Origin of the sequence: Nonomuraea zeae, from assembly GCF_005889725.1 — a bacterium.
Lineage (GTDB): Bacteria > Actinomycetota > Actinomycetes > Streptosporangiales > Streptosporangiaceae > Nonomuraea > Nonomuraea zeae.
In genome coordinates this window covers 1-17,468 of record NZ_VCKX01000258.1, presented here as the reverse complement: position 1 = coordinate 17,468, position 17,468 = coordinate 1, and the positions used below count along the sequence as shown (strand labels likewise).

Genomic DNA, 17,468 nt, shown 5'->3' with positions numbered 1-17,468 from the left:
CCCCCCGGCAACACCCGCCGGCCCGCGCCGCCGTCCGGCAATGCCCGCCGTCCCGCGTCGACATCGGGCACTACCCGGCGGCGGCGCCGTCCGCCTCGCCTGACCACGATGCTCGCCGCGGCCGCCGTCGTCCTCGTGATCCCCGTGGCCTTATGGCTGACGCCCATCCTGACCGGGGCACTCCCGGGCTCCACTCCCTCCACCGCCGAAGCGGCCCCGAAGCCCGCCACGACGGGCCCGCCGTTCGGCGCGCTGGTCCACGAGCCGGTCAAGGGACAGCAGCCATGGGTGCTGTCGCTGGCGGTGGGACAGTGGGACGGCCGTCCCGTGGCCGTCTCCGGCGGCTACGACGGCACGGTGCTGGTCTCGGACCTCGCCACCGGCGCCCCCCTCCACCAGCCGTTCACCGGGCACCAGGGACCGGTCTGGTCGGTGGCGGCCGGGGAGGTGGACGGCCGTCCGGTCGTCGTCTCCGGCGGCCGCGACGGCACCGTACGCGTCTGGGACCAGGCCACCGGCGAGCCGGTCGGCAAGCCCTTCCAGGGCCATCGGGGCTCGGTCGAGTCGGTGGCGGTCGGGAGCGTGCGCGGACGCCCAGTGGTGGTCTCCGGCGGTCTCGAGGGCGCGGTACGGGTTTCCGACCTGGCGACCGGCGAGGCGATCGGCGGCCCGGTCAGCACCGGCAGCGCCTGGGTGCTGGCGGTGGCGGTGGGCGAGGTGAACGGCCGCCCGATCGTGGTCTCCGGGGATCACGACGGCACCGTCCTGATGACGGACCTGATCAGCGGCGCTCCCGTGGCCAGACGCCTTGAGGCTCACCAGGGGCCGGTCGAATCGGCGACGGTGGCGCGGCTCGGCGACCGCCCGGTGGCGATCTCCGGCGGCGGGCAGGGCGATCACTCGGTACGCGTCTGGGACCTGGCGACCGGCGAGCCCATCGGCCGCCCTTTCACCGGCCACCAGAGCTGGGCGCTCGGCCTGGCCGCGGGGCAGCTGGGCGACGGCCGCCCGATCGTGGTCTCCGGCGGCTACGAGGATCGGACCGTACGGGTGTGGGACCTGGCGACCGGCAAACCGATCGGCCGGCCGTTCGAGGGCCACCAGGGCCTGATCGAGGCGGTGGCCATCGGGCGGCTGGACGGTGTCCCGGTGGCGGTGTCCGCGGGCAATGACGGCAAGGTCCGGGTCTGGAGCCTGCGCTCCCCGTACCCGTCTCCGTGAACGGGAGACCGCGCGGCCGGCCGCGCACCCCTATTGAGCGGTGCCACCGCCTCGCCGTCGAGTCGAGGGCGGCCATCCGGCGCCGCGTCCGGCCAGGTCCTCGGCGATGGCCAGGCCCATGCCGTCCGCGGCCCCGGTGACGACGGCGGTTCCGCGGACGTCGGTCATCTTCGCCCCTTCGTGCATGCGGCCGGGAGCGGCCATGGTGATCTCCGCCGAGCACTCCTGTCCCTAGAAAACATGCACGTTGTGCATTGATGCGCGTCATGCAGGTTAGACCTGTAGGGTGGCGCGAAACCCAGACAGCGACGGGCGGCCGTGCCGCCCGAGACGAGGATGTGGTGATGGCGACTTCCAGCGAGCAGAGCGGGCCGGTGACGCAATCCCCCACGCAGATGCGCCGGATGCTGCCGGCCGACATGGTGGAGCGGGGCGGCTGTCCTTTCGACCCCCCGTCCGGCGTGCGACAGCGGCGTGACCAGGGGGCGATCCAGCCGCTCAAGCTCCTCAACGGCGCGCCCACCTGGCTGGTCGTCGGCCTGCCGGAGGCCCGCGCCATCCTGGCCGACCCGCGCTTCAGCTCTGACCGGGTGCGTTACCCCGACGTCACCACGCTGCAGCCGCACGAGGTCGAGCAGCTGGCCGCCGCGGCGCGGAACGGGGGGCCCGCCGCCGGCGTCGAGCCGAAGGTGGAAAGCCGTACCGACGGGATGTTCGTCTTCATGGACCCGCCCGAGCACACGCGCCTGCGGCGGCTGCTGACCGGCCAGTTCACCGTCCGGCGGATGAAGGCGCTGGAATCGCGCCTGCGCGAGATCGCCGTGGAGCACATCGAGGCCATGCGGGCGGCCGGCACCGAGGCCGATCTCGTGCCCGCCTACGCGTTGCCGATCCCCTCGCTGGCGATCTGCGAGCTGCTCGGCGTCGACTACGCCGACCGGGCCGAGTTCCAGGAACGTACCGCCATCGCCCTGAACTCCGAGACGCCGGATGACGAGCGGGCCCGCGCCGGGCTGGAGCTGTACGGCTTCATCCAGGGGCTGGTGGCGGCCAAGCGGGCCCAGGCGGGCGACGACATCCTGTCCGGGCTCGTCCACGACGCCGACCCGCCGCTGACCGACGCGCAGCTGACCGACGTGGCCCTGGTGCTGCTCGGCGCCGGTCACGAGACCACCGCGAACATGCTGGGCCTGGGCACCTTCGCGCTGCTGGAGCACCCCGAGCAGCTCGCCGCGCTGCGCGCCGACCCGGCGCTGATGGACAACGCGATCGAGGAGCTGCTGCGCTACCTGTCCATCATCCAGATGGGCGTCAGCCGGGTGGCCATCGAGGACGTCACGGTCGCCGGCGTGCGGATCCCGGCCGGCGCCACCGTGATCATCGCCACGCCCGAGGTCAACCGCGACACCCGCCACTGGGACGACCCCGACCGGCTCGACGTGCACCGGCCCCGCTCCACGCATCTGGCCTTCGGGCACGGCATCCACCAATGCCTGGGCCAGCAGCTCGCCCGGGCCGAGATGAAGGTCGGCCTGAGCGAGCTGATCACCCGCCTTCCGGACCTGCGCCTCGCCGTGCCCGCCGAGCAGGTGCCGCTGCGCAACGAGATGCTCATCTTCGGGGTGCACTCCCTGCCAGTCACGTGGGCCTGACCGGATCTGTTCTAGGCTGGCTTGCCGATCCGCGGCGAGCCGGCCCCGAAAGGGCCCGGTGAGCGTCCAGCACATCCGGGCGGCCCCGAACGGGCCCGCCCAGCCGTCCTCCACACCGGGCCGGCGGAAGAGGAGCACCATGGTCCGCCCCGAGGCGCCCGTCACGTCGCCGCGGGCCGTCCCCGGCGCCGGCGCGTCCGGCGAGGCCGGGGCCGTGATCGGGCGCCGCGAGCGCAAGAAGCTGGTCACCCGGGCCGCCATCCGCGAAGCGGCACTGCGCCTGGCGCTGCGCCACGGCATGGAGCACGTCACCGTCGAGAAAATCGCGACCGAGGCCGACATCGCGCTGCGGACCTTCTTCAACTACTTCTCCAGCAAGGAGGAGGCGGTGGTGGCCGCCGCCGCGGCCGGCGCGGAAACGCTCATCGCCGAGTTCCGCGCCAGGCCCGCCACCGAATCGGTGCTGCAGGCGCTCCGCCACGCGGTGCTCACCATCGTCGACCACGACGACGCGACCAGCCGCGATTACATCAGGGCGATCCAGCTCATCCGCCGGACGCCGTCGCTGCTGCCCCACGAGCTGGCCGTGCTGGCCGCGCAGGAGAAGGCGCTCGCCGACGCCATCACTGACCGCCTTGGGCCCGGTGCCGAGCCCGCCCCGACCGGAATCTATCCGGCGCTGTGCGCGGCGACCGCGCTGACCGCGCTGCGCGTCGTCCTGAGCCGGTGGCTCGACCACGCCGGCGACTCCGGCGAGACGCCGCCCATGGCCATCCTGCGGCAGGAGATCGACCAGGCGATCGCCGCCCTGGCCGCCGGGCTTGACCGGCCGGGATCGGCGGACGCGGGCTGACCCGCCCGCCCGGATGAAGTCCTCCGGAGCGCGGCCTGGCGGAAGGGGGCGCAGGTAGAGCGCTCCGGGGTGCGGCCTGATATCCCGAGACGCCGGTCGGCGCCTCCGGCGGAGTAGGGGTGCGGTAGTCCGGAGATAGCGGGCATCCGTAATCAAGAAGTGTGTTGAAAATTCACTTCACGGTCCAGGATATGGGCCGCATTCGCATGAGTGCGGGGCTCGGCTTGGTGGCAGAGGGCGCGTTCGCCCTGGACCTGTTCCGGCGTAAAGGGGCGGTCTTCGACGGCTGGCGCAAACAGGTGCGCCGGCGGCTCGGGGTCCGCGCCACCGCGCTGGAGCCGCTGCTTCGCGAGCGCCTGTCACTGACCGAGCTCCTCGAAACGCTCCGCGGCGGAGCCGCGGGAAGCGGGGCCGAGGCACGCGTGCCGGGACTGGTCTTCGAGTTCTGCCGCGCGGGCGTCGTCCCGTACTGGGACCGGGTGCAGAGCCAGCTGGAGGCCGAACGGGCCGTTCGCGGCCGGATCGGCATCACGACCGGGGTCGAGGGCCTGCTCGGGACCCTGCACCCGAACGTGGAATGGGCTCCGCCCGTCCTCAAGATCCGCGACGACGAGGAACGGGACGTCAGCCTGCGCGGGCGCGGGCTGATGCTCAGCCCGTCGCTGTTCCTGCGCGGCAGGTCCTGCGTGGTGATCGACGCGGGCGACGAGCGACCGCCTGCCCTCGTCTACTCCATGCGGGCGGACGTGGCCGACATCATCGGCGCCGAGTCGCCGCCCGAGCAGGCGCTCGGCGCGCTGGTGGGACACACGCGAGCGGCGGCGCTGCAGGCGCTCGCGGAGAGCTGCACCACCGGCGAGCTGGCCCAGCGCCTCGGCATCTCGCTGGCGGGCGCGAGCAAGCACGCGACGGTCCTGCGCAGGGCCGGGCTTGCCAACGCCTCACGGAGCCGGAACACCGTGCTCCACACGCTGACGCCGCTGGGCGTCGCACTCCTGCAGCGCCGTGAGCCGGCACAGGCTCACTGACCCGCAAAGAAAGGTGACGAAGATGAGCACCAATCCGTTCGAGGACCCGGACGGCGTTTACCACGTCCTGGTCAACGACGAGGGCCAGCACTCGCTGTGGCCCGCTTTCGCGGACGTGCCGGCCGGATGGAGCGTGGCCCAGGCCGCGACCGACCGGCAGGCGGCCCTCGACTACGTGACGGCGAACTGGACGGACATGCGTCCCGCCAGCCTGATCAGTTCCATGAACGAGTCGTGAAGGACAAGGACTGAACCATGCTCACGATCAAGCTGACCGAAACCGACGCCGCGCTCGTCCAGGACGTCGTAGCCGAGCTGTGCGAACGCTACGAGAGCGTGGAGTCGGCCGCTTTCCAGCGCGAGGCCAAGACCTACGCCCAGGAGCTCCCGCGCGGCCTGCGCGCGGAGCTGAACGGATTCGCCGCCGCCGAGCGCGACGGCGCGTGCGTGATCTCCGGGCTGACCGTCGACGACGCCGCCGCCGGGCCGACCCCCGCGCACTGGAAGAACAAGCCGGTGCCGTCGCCGACGCTCCAGTACGACATCGCCTTCTACCTCATGGCGTGCCTGCTGGGCGAGCCGATCGGCTGGGCCACCCAGCAGGACGGCTACCTCATGCACGACATCCTGCCCATCAAGGGCCACGAGCACGAGCAGATCGGCTCGGGCTCGCAGGAGGTGCTCACCTGGCACACCGAGGACGCCTTCCACCCGCTGCGGACGGACTACCTCGGCCTGGCCTGCGTACGCAACCACGACGCCATCGCGACCACCGTCGCCGACATCGCCGATGTGTCCGTGGACGGGCCCGCCGCGGAGATCCTGCGCCGGGAGGCCTTCCGCATCCTGCCCGACCATTCTCACCGGGCCGAGAACGCACACGTCCCCGCCGGCGCGAACGGCTTCGGCGACAAGGCCGCCGCGCTCACGAACCGCAGCCGGGAGATCGTCGAGCGGGAACTGCGCTCGCCGACGGCGGTCGCCGTGCTGTTCGGCGACCCCGACGATCCCTATATCCGCATCGATCCGCATTTCATGCAGGACGTTCAGGGAAAGACCGAACAGGAAGCGCTGGACGTGCTGATCCGCGCTTTCGACGCAGCACTCACCGAAATCATTCTCCAGCCCGGCGACATCTGTTTCGTCGACAATTACCGGATGGTGCACGGCCGGAATGCGTTCATCCCACGCTTCGACGGCACCGACAGGTGGCTGCGCCGGCTCAACATAGCCAGAGATCTGCGTAAGTCCCGCTCCCGCAGGCTCACCGCGGAATCCCGCACCATTTACTGATCCCGCCAGGTGGGAAAGCGGCGGAGAGCCGGACTGAGCGTGGCCCCCAGGGCAACGGCGCCCAGGATCGCCGCGCACATCAGGACGCTCTCCGCCCCTCCACCGGCCAGCGCCACCATCAGCCCGCCCGCCATCGGGCCGGCCGTCCCCGCGAGGTCGGCGCAGAGGCCGACGACCCCGCTCAGCCGGCCCCGCACCTCGTCCGGGGCGATCGACAACTGGTAGGTCACGATGGTGGTGTTGGCGACCGGCAGGAACACGGCGGCCCCGCCGAGCAGCACGCCGAGCAGGATCCCGCCGGGCACCGCCGCCATCGCCAGCGCGATCACGGCGAAGACCCACGAGGATCCCACGATGATCACCGGAGCCGGCAGGGCCGCGTGCAGCCGCCCGGCGACGAGCGCGCCGAGCAGCCCGCCGACGCCGAAGCAGGCCATCATCAGCCCCATCTCGCCATATCCCACCTCGGCCTCGCCGGACACGACGAGGATGACGACGATCAGCGCGTGGAAGGCCAGGTTGACGAAGATGATCCACACCGCGGTCGTCCTGATCACCGGCTGCCGCAGCAGCCAGCGGAACCCGCTCAGCAGCCCCTCCCGCCCCGGCTGCCCGGTCTCGGGCGGCGCCCCCGCGGCGGTACGGCGGGGCAGCCGCAGGAACCACAGCAGCGCGAAGGAGCCCGCCATCAGCACGGTGTCGATCGAGAACGGCGCCAGCTCGTGCAGCCCGAAGGCGAACCCCGCCAGCGCCGGGCCCAGCAGGAGCGCGGCGAACGGCCGCGCCGCGTTGCGCGACAGCGCCTCGCGAAGCTGCGAGGCGGGCACGACCTGCGGCAGCGCCGCGTGCTCGGCCGGCTGGAACACCGAGCTGAAGACCCCTTCGAGCACCGCGACGAGCGCGAGGAGCGGAAAGGAGTAGACCCCGGAGAAGAGCGCGGCCACCAGGACGGCCATCGCCGCGCCGCGCACCGCCTGGGACAGCAGCATGACCTTCCTGCGGTCCCACCGGTCGGCCAGCACGCCCGCTGGGACGTTCGCGATCATTCGGGCCGCGGCGAGCAGCGAGGTGAGCAGCCCGACCTCCACCCCCGACGCCCCGTGCGCCAGCAGCAGCAGCGGAAAGGCGATGAACACGATCTCGCTCGCCAGCTCCGACAGGAACATGGTGCTCCACAGGACGGTGTAACCGCGATTCCTGGACAACGGGACCGGGGCCGGTCCGTCCGCCGCGCGCTCCGAAATCTCCTGCTCTGGCATCGACATATCAAGTCCTCACCGATGTGAATACCGGTCTCGATGGTCCGCCGGAATTCACCGGCCCGGCCAGGTCTTTGACGCGTACGCGAAATCCGAAGGCCACGCCGACGCCGACGACGAGCGATATTTCTGCACCGTTCAACCTGATTGCCCACCCCTGAGTGCGGACACATGCTGAGACCCCAGATGCGTCCGCCTCAGACGCGGTCACAACAAAAGCAACTGGAGGTACGTCGTGAATACCGCGACAATCACACCCGCTACCGGCCGGTCGGCCTCGGAAGAGGCGGCGCTTCCCCCCGTGCGATGGCTGCCCTCGCTGAGCGTGGCCGGCGTACTGGCCGCCCTGCTCCTCGCGGTGTCCGGCCGGCACGGATACCACCTCGACGAGCTGTACACCCGGGCGGCCAGCCGGCACCTCGATTGGGGGCAGATCGACCAGCCGCCGCTGGTGTCGCTGGTCGCCCGGATCGAGACGGCCCTGTTCGGCGACGGCCTCACCGCCTTCCGCCTGGTGCCCGCCCTGCTCATCGGCGTCACGGTCGTGCTCGCCGGGCTCATCGCCCGCGAGGTCGGCGGGAACCAGCGTGCCCAGCTCCTGGCCACGGTCGCCGCGGCGGCCTCGGGCCTCGCCCTGCACACCGGGCACATCCTGGGCACCAACAACTTCGACGTCCTGGTCTGGGTCGCCGTCTGCTGGCTGGCGCTCCGGCTCGCCCGCACCCAGGACCACCGGCTGTGGCTGGTGATCGGCGTGGTGGTCGGGTTCGGACTGCACGCCAAATACCTGCTCGGCCTGCTCCTGCTCTCCATCGCGGTCGGGATGCTGGTGAGCGGGCCGCGCCGGGCGCTGTTCAGCCCCTACCTGTTCGCCGGGGCCGGGATCGCGCTGGTGATCGCTTCGCCGGTCCTGGTGTGGCAGGCGACGCACGGGTGGCCGCAGTTCGAGATGGCGGATGCGCTGTCCACGGCGCTCTCGGAGCTGTCGCGGATCTCGTTCCTGCCGATGCAGATCCTCATGATCGGCCTGTTCCTGAGCCCGGTGTGGATCGCGGGCCTGGTCGCCCTGCTGCGGCGCGGTGAGTGGCGTCCGTACCGGTTCATCGCGATCGCCTACCTCTTCATGGTCGTGCTGCTGCTCGTCATCGGCGGGCAGGCCGCGTACGCGGCGGCGCTGCAGTTCGTGCTGCTGTCCGTCGGATGCGTGGTCGTGGCGGGCTGGGCGCGCACGACCGTGCGCCGCGTCCTGACCGGGGTGGCCATCGCCGCCAACCTGCTCACCTCCGCGGTGCTGATGCTGCCCGTGCTGCCCATCCAGACCTACGCCGACAACGTCCTGCTCCAGCAGCTCGCCATCGTCCAGTTCGACCAGGCCGGATGGCCGGAGCTGACCGCCCAGGCCGCGGCCGTCTACCGCTCCCTGCCCGCCGAGGACCAGGCCCGCGCCGTCTTCTACGGCAACCACTACGGCCAGGCCGGCGCCCTCGACAAGTACGGCCCCGCCTACGGCCTGCCGCCCGCCTACAGCGGCCACAACTCCTACGCCGACTTCGGCCGGCCGGCCGACGACAAGACCGTAGTGATCACGATCGGCGTCGACCGCGCCCAGTTCTCCCGGCTGTTCGCCGAGTGCCGGCCGGCCGGCAAGTTCGACCTCAGCCTGCCCGTCTCCGACCTCGGCCAGGAGTTCATGGTGTGCCGCCGGCCTCGCGAGCCGTGGTCGCAGATCTGGCCCAAGCTCCGCTGGATCGGTTTCCAGTGCCCGTACACGGCCCAGGCCGTGACCGCGACGAGTAAGGAGGGCTGCGTCTGACCGGTCACCGAGCCGCGGAAAGACCGCCGGGGAGATCATCTCCCCGGCGGTCTTCTTCGGCGTGTCAGCAGTAGGCGAAGCCGGACAGCAGCGCGTCCGGGTCGTCCAGCCGCGACCCCGAGCCCAGCCCGGCCTTCTCCACGAACCGCTTGAGATAGCCGGCCCCCTCGGTGCCGCCTGAGCCCTTCATGTTCGGCAGGTACGTGCGGCCGAAGCCGTAGTGCCTGCCCCGCCAGACCAGCATCCGCCGCTCCAGCGCCTCGTACGCCTCGGCCACCCGCGGGTCGGCGCCGGCCCGCGCCGCGTCCTGCAGCGAGCGGAACTCCCGCAACCGCGGATCGTTGATCGCGCCGAGATGGTCGAACCTGGTGTAGGTCTCCGCCTTGCGGTCGTCGTAGCCGTACACCACCAGCTCCATCAGGTGGTAGTTGAGCGACTGGACCGCGCTGGCGTCCCCGGTGGCGTCCCGGAAGCCGAGGAACAGCTCCGGCGTCAGGGTCTTCAGCGCGTGGAAGATCTCGTTGAGCAGCCCGGCGCAGGCGTCCACCTGGTTCATCCAGAACAGCTGGTCCGCGCTGTCCCCGCCGGCCAGGGAGATCGCCTGCCGGGCGGCCCGGCGGATCATGAAGAAGGTCAGCTCGCACGCCTGCACCGCGCGGATGAAGATGTGCTCGTCGTGCTTGTCGGAGCGGCGGAACCCGCAGAAGCGGCGCAGCGCGAGCAGCCGCCGGTCGTCCGCGAACGCCCGCCTCCGCACCAGGTCGGCGCCGCGTACGGGGCTGTGCGGCGCGACCGGCAGCTCGCCGAGCCGATCGAGGACCGGACGCAGGCGGCGCAGGCGCTCGGCGATGTGCTCGGGGACCACGTGGTGCCTGGCCGCCTCGATGCGCTCACGGTCGGCCAGGTCGCTGAGGATCGCGTGCATGGCCACCAGGGCGCCGCCGTACGGGTCGTCCTCCTGGGCGAGGAACCACCCGAAGACGTGCAGGCCCGTGTAGCGGTAGTACTCGGGGATCGCCAGGCGGCTGCTGAACGGACGGGTCAGCAGCAGCATCTCGGTGTCCGCGCCGGCCACCGCCTCGTCGTAGCGGCGGGAGAGGTCGGCCAGCTCCTCCTGGCTCAGCTCCGCCAGCGCGATCGAGGCGAGGTGGTCGGCGAGCGCCTCGCTGTGCAGGGGGAACCGCTCGGTGCGCGGTGTTGGCAGGGTCCTGATGGTCATCAGGCCTCCGCCGGGTCGTCGTCGCGGCGGCCGGTGACCAGGTGCTTGTCGGCGGTCGAACGGTGGACGGCGCAGCGGGTGAACCCGGCGCGCCGCAGCAGGGCCAGGTACTCCTCGGCGGTCCGGTGGCGGCCCTGCGTCTCGATGTGCATGGACAGGTTCATCACGGCGGTGGAGAGCGGCCCGCCGCGGTCGGGGTCGAAGAGGCGCTCCATGATGAGCACCCGGCCGCCGGGACGGCAGGCGTCGTGCGCCTTGCGCAGCAGCTTCTCGCAGGTCTCGTCGTCCCAGTCGGACAGGATGTAGCCGAAGGCGATGCAGTCGCCCTCCGGCAGCGCGTCGTGGAAGAAGTCGCCGCCGGCGAAGCCCAGCCGGTCGCCCAGCATGTACGCCGCCGCGTTCTCCGCCAGGTACGGCCCCACCTGCGGCAGGTCGAAGACGGTCGAGCGGAGCTCCGGGTGCAGCAGCAGGGCCGCCACCGAGAAGGGGCCGCTCGCGCCGCCGACGTCCACGAGCTGCCGGGCCTCGCCGAGGTCGGCGAGCAGGGCGAGCTCGTGCGAGACGTGGAAGCTGAGCTGCCACATCGCGGTCAGGAACCGCCGGACGGACTCCTCGTCCCGGTAAAGCGTGGAGAACGGGTCGGGCAGCTCGGCGTCCACCGCGGCCTTGCCGCGCTCCAGGTAGTCCTGGACCTGGCCGAACCGCTCGGTCGTGCTGGCGAGCAGATGGTCGACGAAGCCCAGCAGATAACGCGGGTCACGCCGGTCGAGATAGGGGCGGGTGCCCTTGGCTAGCGCGTACCGGCCGCCGGGGGCGCGCGTGAGCACCTGGAGGGAGACCAGGACGAGCAGCAGCCGCTCCAGGGTCTCCTCGTCGGTCCCGAGCGCGTCCGCCAGCTCGGGGGCGGTGGCGCTGTCATGGTCGGCGAGGTGGACGAACACCCCGGCCTTGTCGGCGAAGCTCAGCGAATGGGTCGCGTAAATTCCGAATACCGCGCGTTCGAGATGCACTGGAAGCATGGGTGAGAATCCTCTTGGGCGTGGGCAGGAATGTCCCGCCAGTTTCCGCGTGCGCGCGCGGCGGCCCTAGGATGTTTCATCACCGGTTAAACGAGGACGATCTGAAAGTGAACGGCGGCGGCCTACTATTGTCGGCGCCGGCGCCGGCGGGCGAAATCACCTTGACGTGTGGGTTGAAAACCCAGTTCGGCAGCCTGTTCGGACCGATCCGGCTGGCGCCGGGGACGATTCTCGGGCACGATGATTAATGTCGGAGTGCGATCTCTTTACGGCTGGGAATGGCGATGACATACGCGGTCAGGTTGGAATCCGTGGGCAAGGTGTATGGATCGGGGCGCACCGCGGTCCACGCGCTCAACGACGTGACGATGGCCTTGCCCCGCGGGTCGTTCACCGCGGTCATGGGCCCGTCGGGCTCGGGCAAGAGCACGTTCCTGCACTGCGCGTCCGGCCTCGACCGGTCGACGTCGGGCCGGGTGTGGCTGGGGGAGACGGAGCTGTCCCGGCTGAAGGAGGAGGAGCTGACGGTGCTCCGCCGCGAGCGGGTCGGCTTCGTCTTCCAGGCCTACAACCTGCTCGACGCGCTCACCGCCGAGCAGAACGTGTCGCTGCCGTTCCGCCTGGCCGACAGGCCCGTCCCGATCGAGCGGGTGCGGGCCGCGCTCAAGGCGGTCGGCCTGGCCGACCAGTACGACCGCCACCCCGCCCAGCTCTCGGGCGGGCAGCGGCAGCGGATCGCGATAGCCCGCGCGCTGATCCACGAGCCGGACGCCGTCTTCGCCGACGAGCCGACCGGCGCCCTCGACTCGCGCACCGGCCGCCAGATCCTGGAGCTGTTACGCCGGCTCGTCGACGACCTGGGCCAGACGGTGCTGATGGTCACCCACGACCCGGTCGCGGCCTCGTACGCCGACAAGGTGGTGTTCCTCGCCGACGGGCGGCTGGCCGGCGAGCTGCGCGCGCCCTCGCCCGAGCGGGTCGCCGACCGCATGACGCGCCTGGGCGAGTGGTGAGCATGACGCGACGGGCGCTGTCGAGACGCGCGCTGTCCCTGGCCTGGAGCACGATCAAGGGGCGCAAGGGCGGGTTCGTGGCCGCGTTCATCGCGGTCATGTTCGGGTCGGCGGTCCTCACTGCCAGCGGGATCCTGCTGGAGACCGGCCTCAGCTCCGGCGTGCCGGCCGAGCGTTACCGGGCGGCGGCGGTGGTCGTCGGGGCCTCGCAGTTCTTCCCCGTCGAGGAGGACATCGACCCCCGCTACGCCGAGCGGGTCCGGCTTCCGGCCGCCCGCGCCGAGGAGGTGCGGCGGGTGCGCGGCGTGCGCGCCGCCGTCGGCGACGTCAGCTTCCCGGCGAGCCTGGTCCTGGGCGGCGGGCGGGTCCTGGGCGGCCCCGGCGGCGTGCCCCTGCTGGGCCACGGCTGGCCGGCGGCGGCGCTGCGGCCGTTCGCGCTGAGCGCGGGGCGGCCGCCGCAGGCGGCGGACGAGGTGGTGCTGGAATCCCGCCTGGCCAGGGAGGCGGGGGTCCAGGTCGGCGGCACGGTGACGCTGACGGTCGGCACGACCCCCGCCGTCTTCCGGGTGAGCGGCCTGGCCGATGGCGGTGACCTGACGCGGCAGGCCGCGCTGTTCGTCACCGACGAGCGGGCGCGGCAGCTGTCCGGGCAGCCGGACCACGTCGACGCGATCGGCGTGCTGGCCGGCCCCGAGACCGACCCCGCCGAGCTGGCCGGCGCCATCGAGCGGGCCGTACGCGGGGTGGTGACCTACACCGGCGACCAGCGCGGCGACGCCGAGATCCTCGACGTGGGCAGGACGCGGTCGTTCGTGATCGAGCTGGCCCTGTCGTTCGGCGCGACCATGGTCATGGTCGTCGTGATCGTGGTGGCCGGCACGCTCGCGCTCTCCGTCCAGCAGCGCAGGCGGGAGCTGGCGCTGCTGCGGGCGATCGGGGCGACGCCGAAGCAGGTCCTCGCCATGATCGGCGCCGAGGCGACGCTGGTGAGCGTGGCCGGGGCGGTGCTCGGCGCGATTCCCGGCGTCGGCCTGGGCTTCGTCTTCCACCGGACGTTCGCCGCCGTCGGCGCGATGCCCGCGGACTTCGAGCTCGTGGTCGGCCCGGTGCCCGTGCTGGCGGCGATGGTGCTGTGCGTGGCCGGGGCCCGCACGGGCGGCTGGATCGCCGCCCGGCGCGCGGCGAAGGTCAGCCCCGTCGAAGCCCTGGGCGAGGCGGCGGTGGAGCCGCGCAAGCTCGGCTGGGTCCGGCTGACGATCGGCTCGCTGCTCATCCCCGCCGCCCTGGCGGCCGCGATCGTGCTGCCGATCGCGCTGCCCGGCGAGGCCGCCGTGGACGGCGCGAGCAGCTCGGCACTCCTGCTCGTCATCGCCGTCGCCCTGCTCGGCCCCCGCCTGCTCGGGGGCGCCGTCACCCTGCTCGGACCGCGACTGAACCGGGCCACGCACGTCAGCGGGTTCCTCGCCGTCGCCAACGCCCGCGCGCGCTCGCGGCGGCTCAGCTCGGCCACCACGCCGCTGATCATGGGTGTGACGATGGCCGCCGCCCAGATCTTCAGCGCCACCACGCTGGGCGCGGCCGCCCAGAACCAGGCCGCGGACGGGGTGCTGGCCGACTACGTGGTGACGCCCAAGGCCGCCGGGCTCTCACCCGGCCTGGCCGGGGAGCTCGCCCGGGTGGGCGGGGTGTCGGCGGTGACCCCGGTCGTCCGGACGCAGACGATCATCACGTACACGTCCGATGACAGCAAGCAGTACAAGATCTTCCCGGCGCAGGGGGTCGAGCCCGCGGGGCTCAAGGCGACGATGGACCTCGGTGTGCTGGAAGGAGACCTCGGCGCGCTGCGCGGCGAGTCGGTGGCGCTGAGCCGCCTGGCCGCCGGCACGGTCGGCGCGAAGGCCGGGCAGAGCGTCGACCTGCGACTCGGCGACGGCACGGCCGTACGGGCCCGGGTGGTGGCGATCTACGAGAAGGGACTCGGCTTCGGCGACGTCACGCTTCCGCACGACCTCGCGATCCGGCACACCACCGACCGCCTCGACTCCTGGATGCTGGTCAAGGCCGCCGGGGGAGAGCCGGCACTGCGGCAGGCGCTGGCCCGCCATCCGACGGCGCAGCTGGCCGACAGGGAGTCCTTCACCGCCGCCCAGAGCGGCGACTCTGCCGACTCCGCGGTCAGCCTGCTGCTCAACGCCGTCCTGCTCGGCTACATCGCCATCGCCGTGGTCAACACCCTGGTGATGGCGACGGTGGCGCGCGTGCGCGAGTTCGCCATGCTGCGCCTGATCGGCGCGGGACGCGACCAGGTGCGCTCGATGGTGCGCGGGGAGGCGCGGATCATCACGGTCTCCGCGGTCCTCATCGGCACGCTGGCCGCGCTCCCCGCGCTGGTCGGCATCAGCATCGCGGTGAGCAGATGGCCCGTGCCGTCGATCCCGCCGCTCGCGTACGCGGGCATCGTCGCGGCGGCCGTGCTCGTCGCGTGGCCGTCCATCATGATCTCCGCGCGGGTGGCGATGCGGCAGCGGCCGGTCGAGGTCATCGGCGGCGAATAGCCTGCCGACCTGGCTGACCACTCTGTTTAGCGGCCGAGTCAACGACCTAGATCCATCCGCACAATTCGGGCGAAGCTGGTATTCACCGGATGAGTGAATTCCGGATTTTCGTCGATGGCGGAGGTCGAACATGTCCGTAGGGGAGTTTGAAAATCTGGTCCCGCTGCGATTGCCGACCGATCGTTACCGGTCCGCATCGCACCCGTATTCCCGCGCGGTTTACCGCTTCTCCCTTTCCGAAGAACTCGCGGACGACCTGAGAAAGCTCGGCGTCCGGCACCACGCGTCGCTCTTCATGATTCTGGTCGCCGCCTGCCAGACGCTGTTCGCCCGCTATTCGGGCCGGACGGACATCGTCGTGGGCACCAGATGCGCCGGAAATCCCGCCAACAGCCTGGTCCTGCGGTCACAGGTGACGGGCGCGCAGCCGTTCGAGTCCTTCCTGCCCGCGGTGCGCAAGACCGTGCTCGCCGCGTGCGCGGGAGGGAACGTCCCGGTCGAGACCCGGGTGATGGTCGTCCAGGGCGAGCCGCCCGAGGACCAGGTGGACCTGGCGGTGGCCTTCACCGAGAGCACCGGCCCCCTGGACGTGACGATCGCCTACGACACCGAGCTGTTCCACGCCGAGACCGTCGAGCGACTGGCGGGCAACCTCACCGCGACCCTGGTCGCCGTGGCCGATGACCCGTCCCTGCCGCTCTCGGAGCTGCCCCCGCTGGCCGAGTCCGAGCGGCGCCGCGTGGTCGAGGAGTGGAACGACACCGCGTACGCCTTCCCGGCCGATCGCACCGTGCACGAGCTGATCGCCGAGCAGGCCCGCCGGACGCCCGCGGAGCCCGCCGTGATCGCCGACGGCCGCACCCTCACCTACGCCGAGCTCGACGACCAGGCCGGCCGGCTCGCCGCCCGCCTGCGCGCCGCGGGCGTGGGCGCCGAGTCCCGGGTCGGCATCATGCAGGGCCGCGCCCCGCACGCCATCGTCTCCATGCTCGCCGTGCTCAAGGCGGGCGGCGCCTACGCGCCCCTGCACGACAGCTACCCCGAGGACCGGATCCGCTGGGTGCTGGACGACACCGGCGCGACCGTGCTGCTCACCGACCGGGCGATGCGCGCCAAGGCCGAGCGGATCGGCGTCCCCCTGATCGTCGTGGACGAGCCCGCCGGCGGGCCGGTCGCGCCCGCGCCCGAGCCCGTGAGCGTCCACCCCGAGCAGCTGACGTACGTCATGTACACCTCCGGCTCCACCGGCACCCCCAAGGGAGTGGCGGTCACCCACCGCGACGTCGTCAGCCTGGTGTGGGACCGCCACGCTCGCTCCGACGCCCACCAGCGCTTCCTGTTCCTGTCCCCGCACGCCTTCGACGCCGCGACGTACGAGGTGTGGGTGCCGCTGCTGACCGGCGGCCAGGTCGTGGTCGCGCCCGCCGAGCTGACGCCGCGCGAGCTGGTCCGGATCGTCGCCGAGCACGGCGTGACCGCCGTGATGCTCACCGCCGCCCTGTTCCGCCTGTTCGCCGAGGAGTCGCCCGAGTGCTTCGCCGGGCTGCGCGAGGTGTGGACGGTCGGCGAGGCCCCGTCCATGCCCGCCGTGGAGCGGGTGCTGCGCCGCTGCCCCGGCACGGTGGTCCTCAACGGGTACGGCCCCACCGAGACCACGACGTTCGCCACCACCCAGGTGCTGACCATGGAGCACGTCCGGTCGGGCATCGCGCCGGTCGGGCGGCCGACCGACAACACGCGGGCGTACGTGCTGGACGAGCGGCTGCGCCCGGCCCCCATCGGCGCGCCGGGCGAGCTGTACCTGGCGGGCGACGGCCTGGCCAGGGGCTACCACGGCCGTCCCGGGCTCACGGCCGGCCGGTTCGTCGCCGACCCCTTCGGCTCCGGCGGCCGCATGTACCGCACCGGCGACACCGTCCGGTGGAACGGCAAGGGCGAGATCGAGTTCCTGGGCCGCGTCGACAACCAGGTGAAGATCCGCGGCTTCCGCGTCGAGCTGGGCGAGATCGAGACGGCGCTGCGCCGCTGCCCCGGCGTCGCCGACGCGGTGGTCGTCGTCCACGAGGCCCACGGCACCCGCAGCCTGGTCGCCTACGTGGTCACCGAAGGGGGCGCGGCGGAGGAGGAGCTGCGCCGCTCGCTGGCCGAGCGGCTGCCCTCCTACATGGTCCCCTCCCGGTTCATCGCCATGGACGCGCTGCCGATCAACGCCAACGGCAAGATCGACCGGCGCGCCCTCCCCGACCCCGGCGCCCTGCCCGAGACCGACGTGGTGGCCCCGCGTACGGACGCCGAGCGCGTGCTCGCCGAGATCTGGTCCGACGTGCTCGGGATCGAGCCCGTCGGCGTGACCGACGACTTCTTCGCCCTCGGGGGCGACTCCATCCTCACCATGAAGGTGATCTCCCGAGCCCGAGCCCGCGGGCTGCGGCTGACGGCCAAGGACCTCTTCGTCAGCCCGACGATCGCCGAGCTGGCGGAAGCTGTCGGCGAGCCCGCCCCCGTGCCTGGCGCTGAGACCGCCCCCGAGACCGGAGCTGAGA

14 protein-coding genes are annotated in these 17,468 nt (G+C 72.1%); 10 read left to right on the top strand and 4 right to left on the bottom strand.

Annotation, left to right across the window (positions count from 1 at the left end):
• A partial coding sequence (locus ETD85_RS48135) for a WD40 repeat domain-containing protein (RefSeq protein ID WP_206059339.1) occupies positions 1-1,221 on the top strand: 1,221 nt, incomplete at its 5' end.
• Between the two features lie 30 nt (positions 1,222-1,251).
• Here the strand turns inward: ETD85_RS48135 and ETD85_RS63815 are convergent.
• Positions 1,252-1,389 carry a hypothetical protein gene (locus ETD85_RS63815; protein ID WP_170247240.1) on the bottom strand — a complete coding sequence of 46 codons (138 nt, stop codon included), beginning with the start codon at positions 1,387-1,389 and terminating at the stop codon, positions 1,252-1,254.
• A gap of 176 nt (positions 1,390-1,565) precedes the next feature.
• Here ETD85_RS63815 and ETD85_RS48130 point away from each other — a divergent pair, with 176 nt between their 5' ends.
• From ETD85_RS48130 to gntD, 5 genes are all read left to right on the top strand, one after another.
• Positions 1,566-2,873 (top strand): cytochrome P450, encoded by a 1,308-nt coding sequence (locus ETD85_RS48130; RefSeq protein WP_138696565.1) that lies wholly within the window; start codon positions 1,566-1,568, stop codon positions 2,871-2,873.
• A 139-nt stretch (positions 2,874-3,012) separates the two neighbouring features.
• A complete protein-coding gene (locus ETD85_RS48125) occupies positions 3,013-3,726 on the top strand; it encodes a TetR/AcrR family transcriptional regulator (protein ID WP_138696564.1) in 714 nt (237 codons plus the stop codon).
• A 191-nt stretch (positions 3,727-3,917) separates the two neighbouring features.
• Positions 3,918-4,754, top strand: coding sequence for an ArsR/SmtB family transcription factor (locus ETD85_RS48120; RefSeq protein ID WP_138696563.1), 837 nt, complete (start codon positions 3,918-3,920; stop codon positions 4,752-4,754).
• A 22-nt stretch (positions 4,755-4,776) separates the two neighbouring features.
• The gene (locus ETD85_RS48115; protein ID WP_138696562.1) at positions 4,777-4,992 is read left to right on the top strand and encodes an MbtH family protein; all 216 of its coding nucleotides are present in this window, start codon (positions 4,777-4,779) and stop codon (positions 4,990-4,992) included.
• A 17-nt stretch (positions 4,993-5,009) separates the two neighbouring features.
• Positions 5,010-6,047, top strand: a complete 1,038-nt coding sequence (gntD, locus tag ETD85_RS48110; protein ID WP_138696561.1) for a guanitoxin biosynthesis L-enduracididine beta-hydroxylase GntD — start codon at positions 5,010-5,012, stop codon at positions 6,045-6,047.
• Here gntD and ETD85_RS48105 read toward each other — a convergent pair.
• Entirely contained in the window at positions 6,041-7,312 is a 1,272-nt protein-coding gene (locus ETD85_RS48105) for an MFS transporter (protein WP_206059338.1), read from the bottom strand. The genes gntD and ETD85_RS48105 overlap by 7 nt on opposite strands.
• Positions 7,313-7,541: 229 nt before the next feature.
• Between ETD85_RS48105 and ETD85_RS48100 the strand changes: the two genes are divergently transcribed.
• Positions 7,542-9,119: a glycosyltransferase family 39 protein gene (locus tag ETD85_RS48100; protein ID WP_138696560.1), complete on the top strand. Its 1,578-nt coding sequence runs from the start codon at positions 7,542-7,544 to the stop codon at positions 9,117-9,119.
• Positions 9,120-9,183: 64 nt separating this feature from the next.
• Here ETD85_RS48100 and ETD85_RS48095 read toward each other — a convergent pair whose 3' ends face one another.
• A complete protein-coding gene (locus ETD85_RS48095) occupies positions 9,184-10,338 on the bottom strand; it encodes a tryptophan 2,3-dioxygenase family protein (RefSeq protein ID WP_138696559.1) in 1,155 nt (384 codons plus the stop codon).
• A complete protein-coding gene (locus ETD85_RS48090; protein WP_138696558.1) occupies positions 10,338-11,357 on the bottom strand; it encodes a methyltransferase in 1,020 nt (339 codons plus the stop codon). The genes ETD85_RS48095 and ETD85_RS48090 overlap by 1 nt, the downstream gene beginning before the upstream one ends.
• A gap of 311 nt (positions 11,358-11,668) precedes the next feature.
• On the opposite strand from ETD85_RS48090, the gene ETD85_RS48085 reads away from it, so the two are divergent.
• The 3 genes from ETD85_RS48085 to ETD85_RS48075 all read left to right on the top strand — a co-directional run.
• A complete protein-coding gene (locus tag ETD85_RS48085) occupies positions 11,669-12,370 on the top strand; it encodes an ABC transporter ATP-binding protein (protein WP_338087247.1) in 702 nt (233 codons plus the stop codon).
• A gap of 2 nt (positions 12,371-12,372) precedes the next feature.
• Entirely contained in the window at positions 12,373-14,925 is a 2,553-nt protein-coding gene (locus ETD85_RS48080) for an ABC transporter permease (protein ID WP_138696556.1), read from the top strand.
• Between the two features lie 130 nt (positions 14,926-15,055).
• Positions 15,056-17,468 (top strand): non-ribosomal peptide synthetase (locus ETD85_RS48075; protein WP_138696555.1); only part of this gene is annotated, 2,413 nt, incomplete at its 3' end.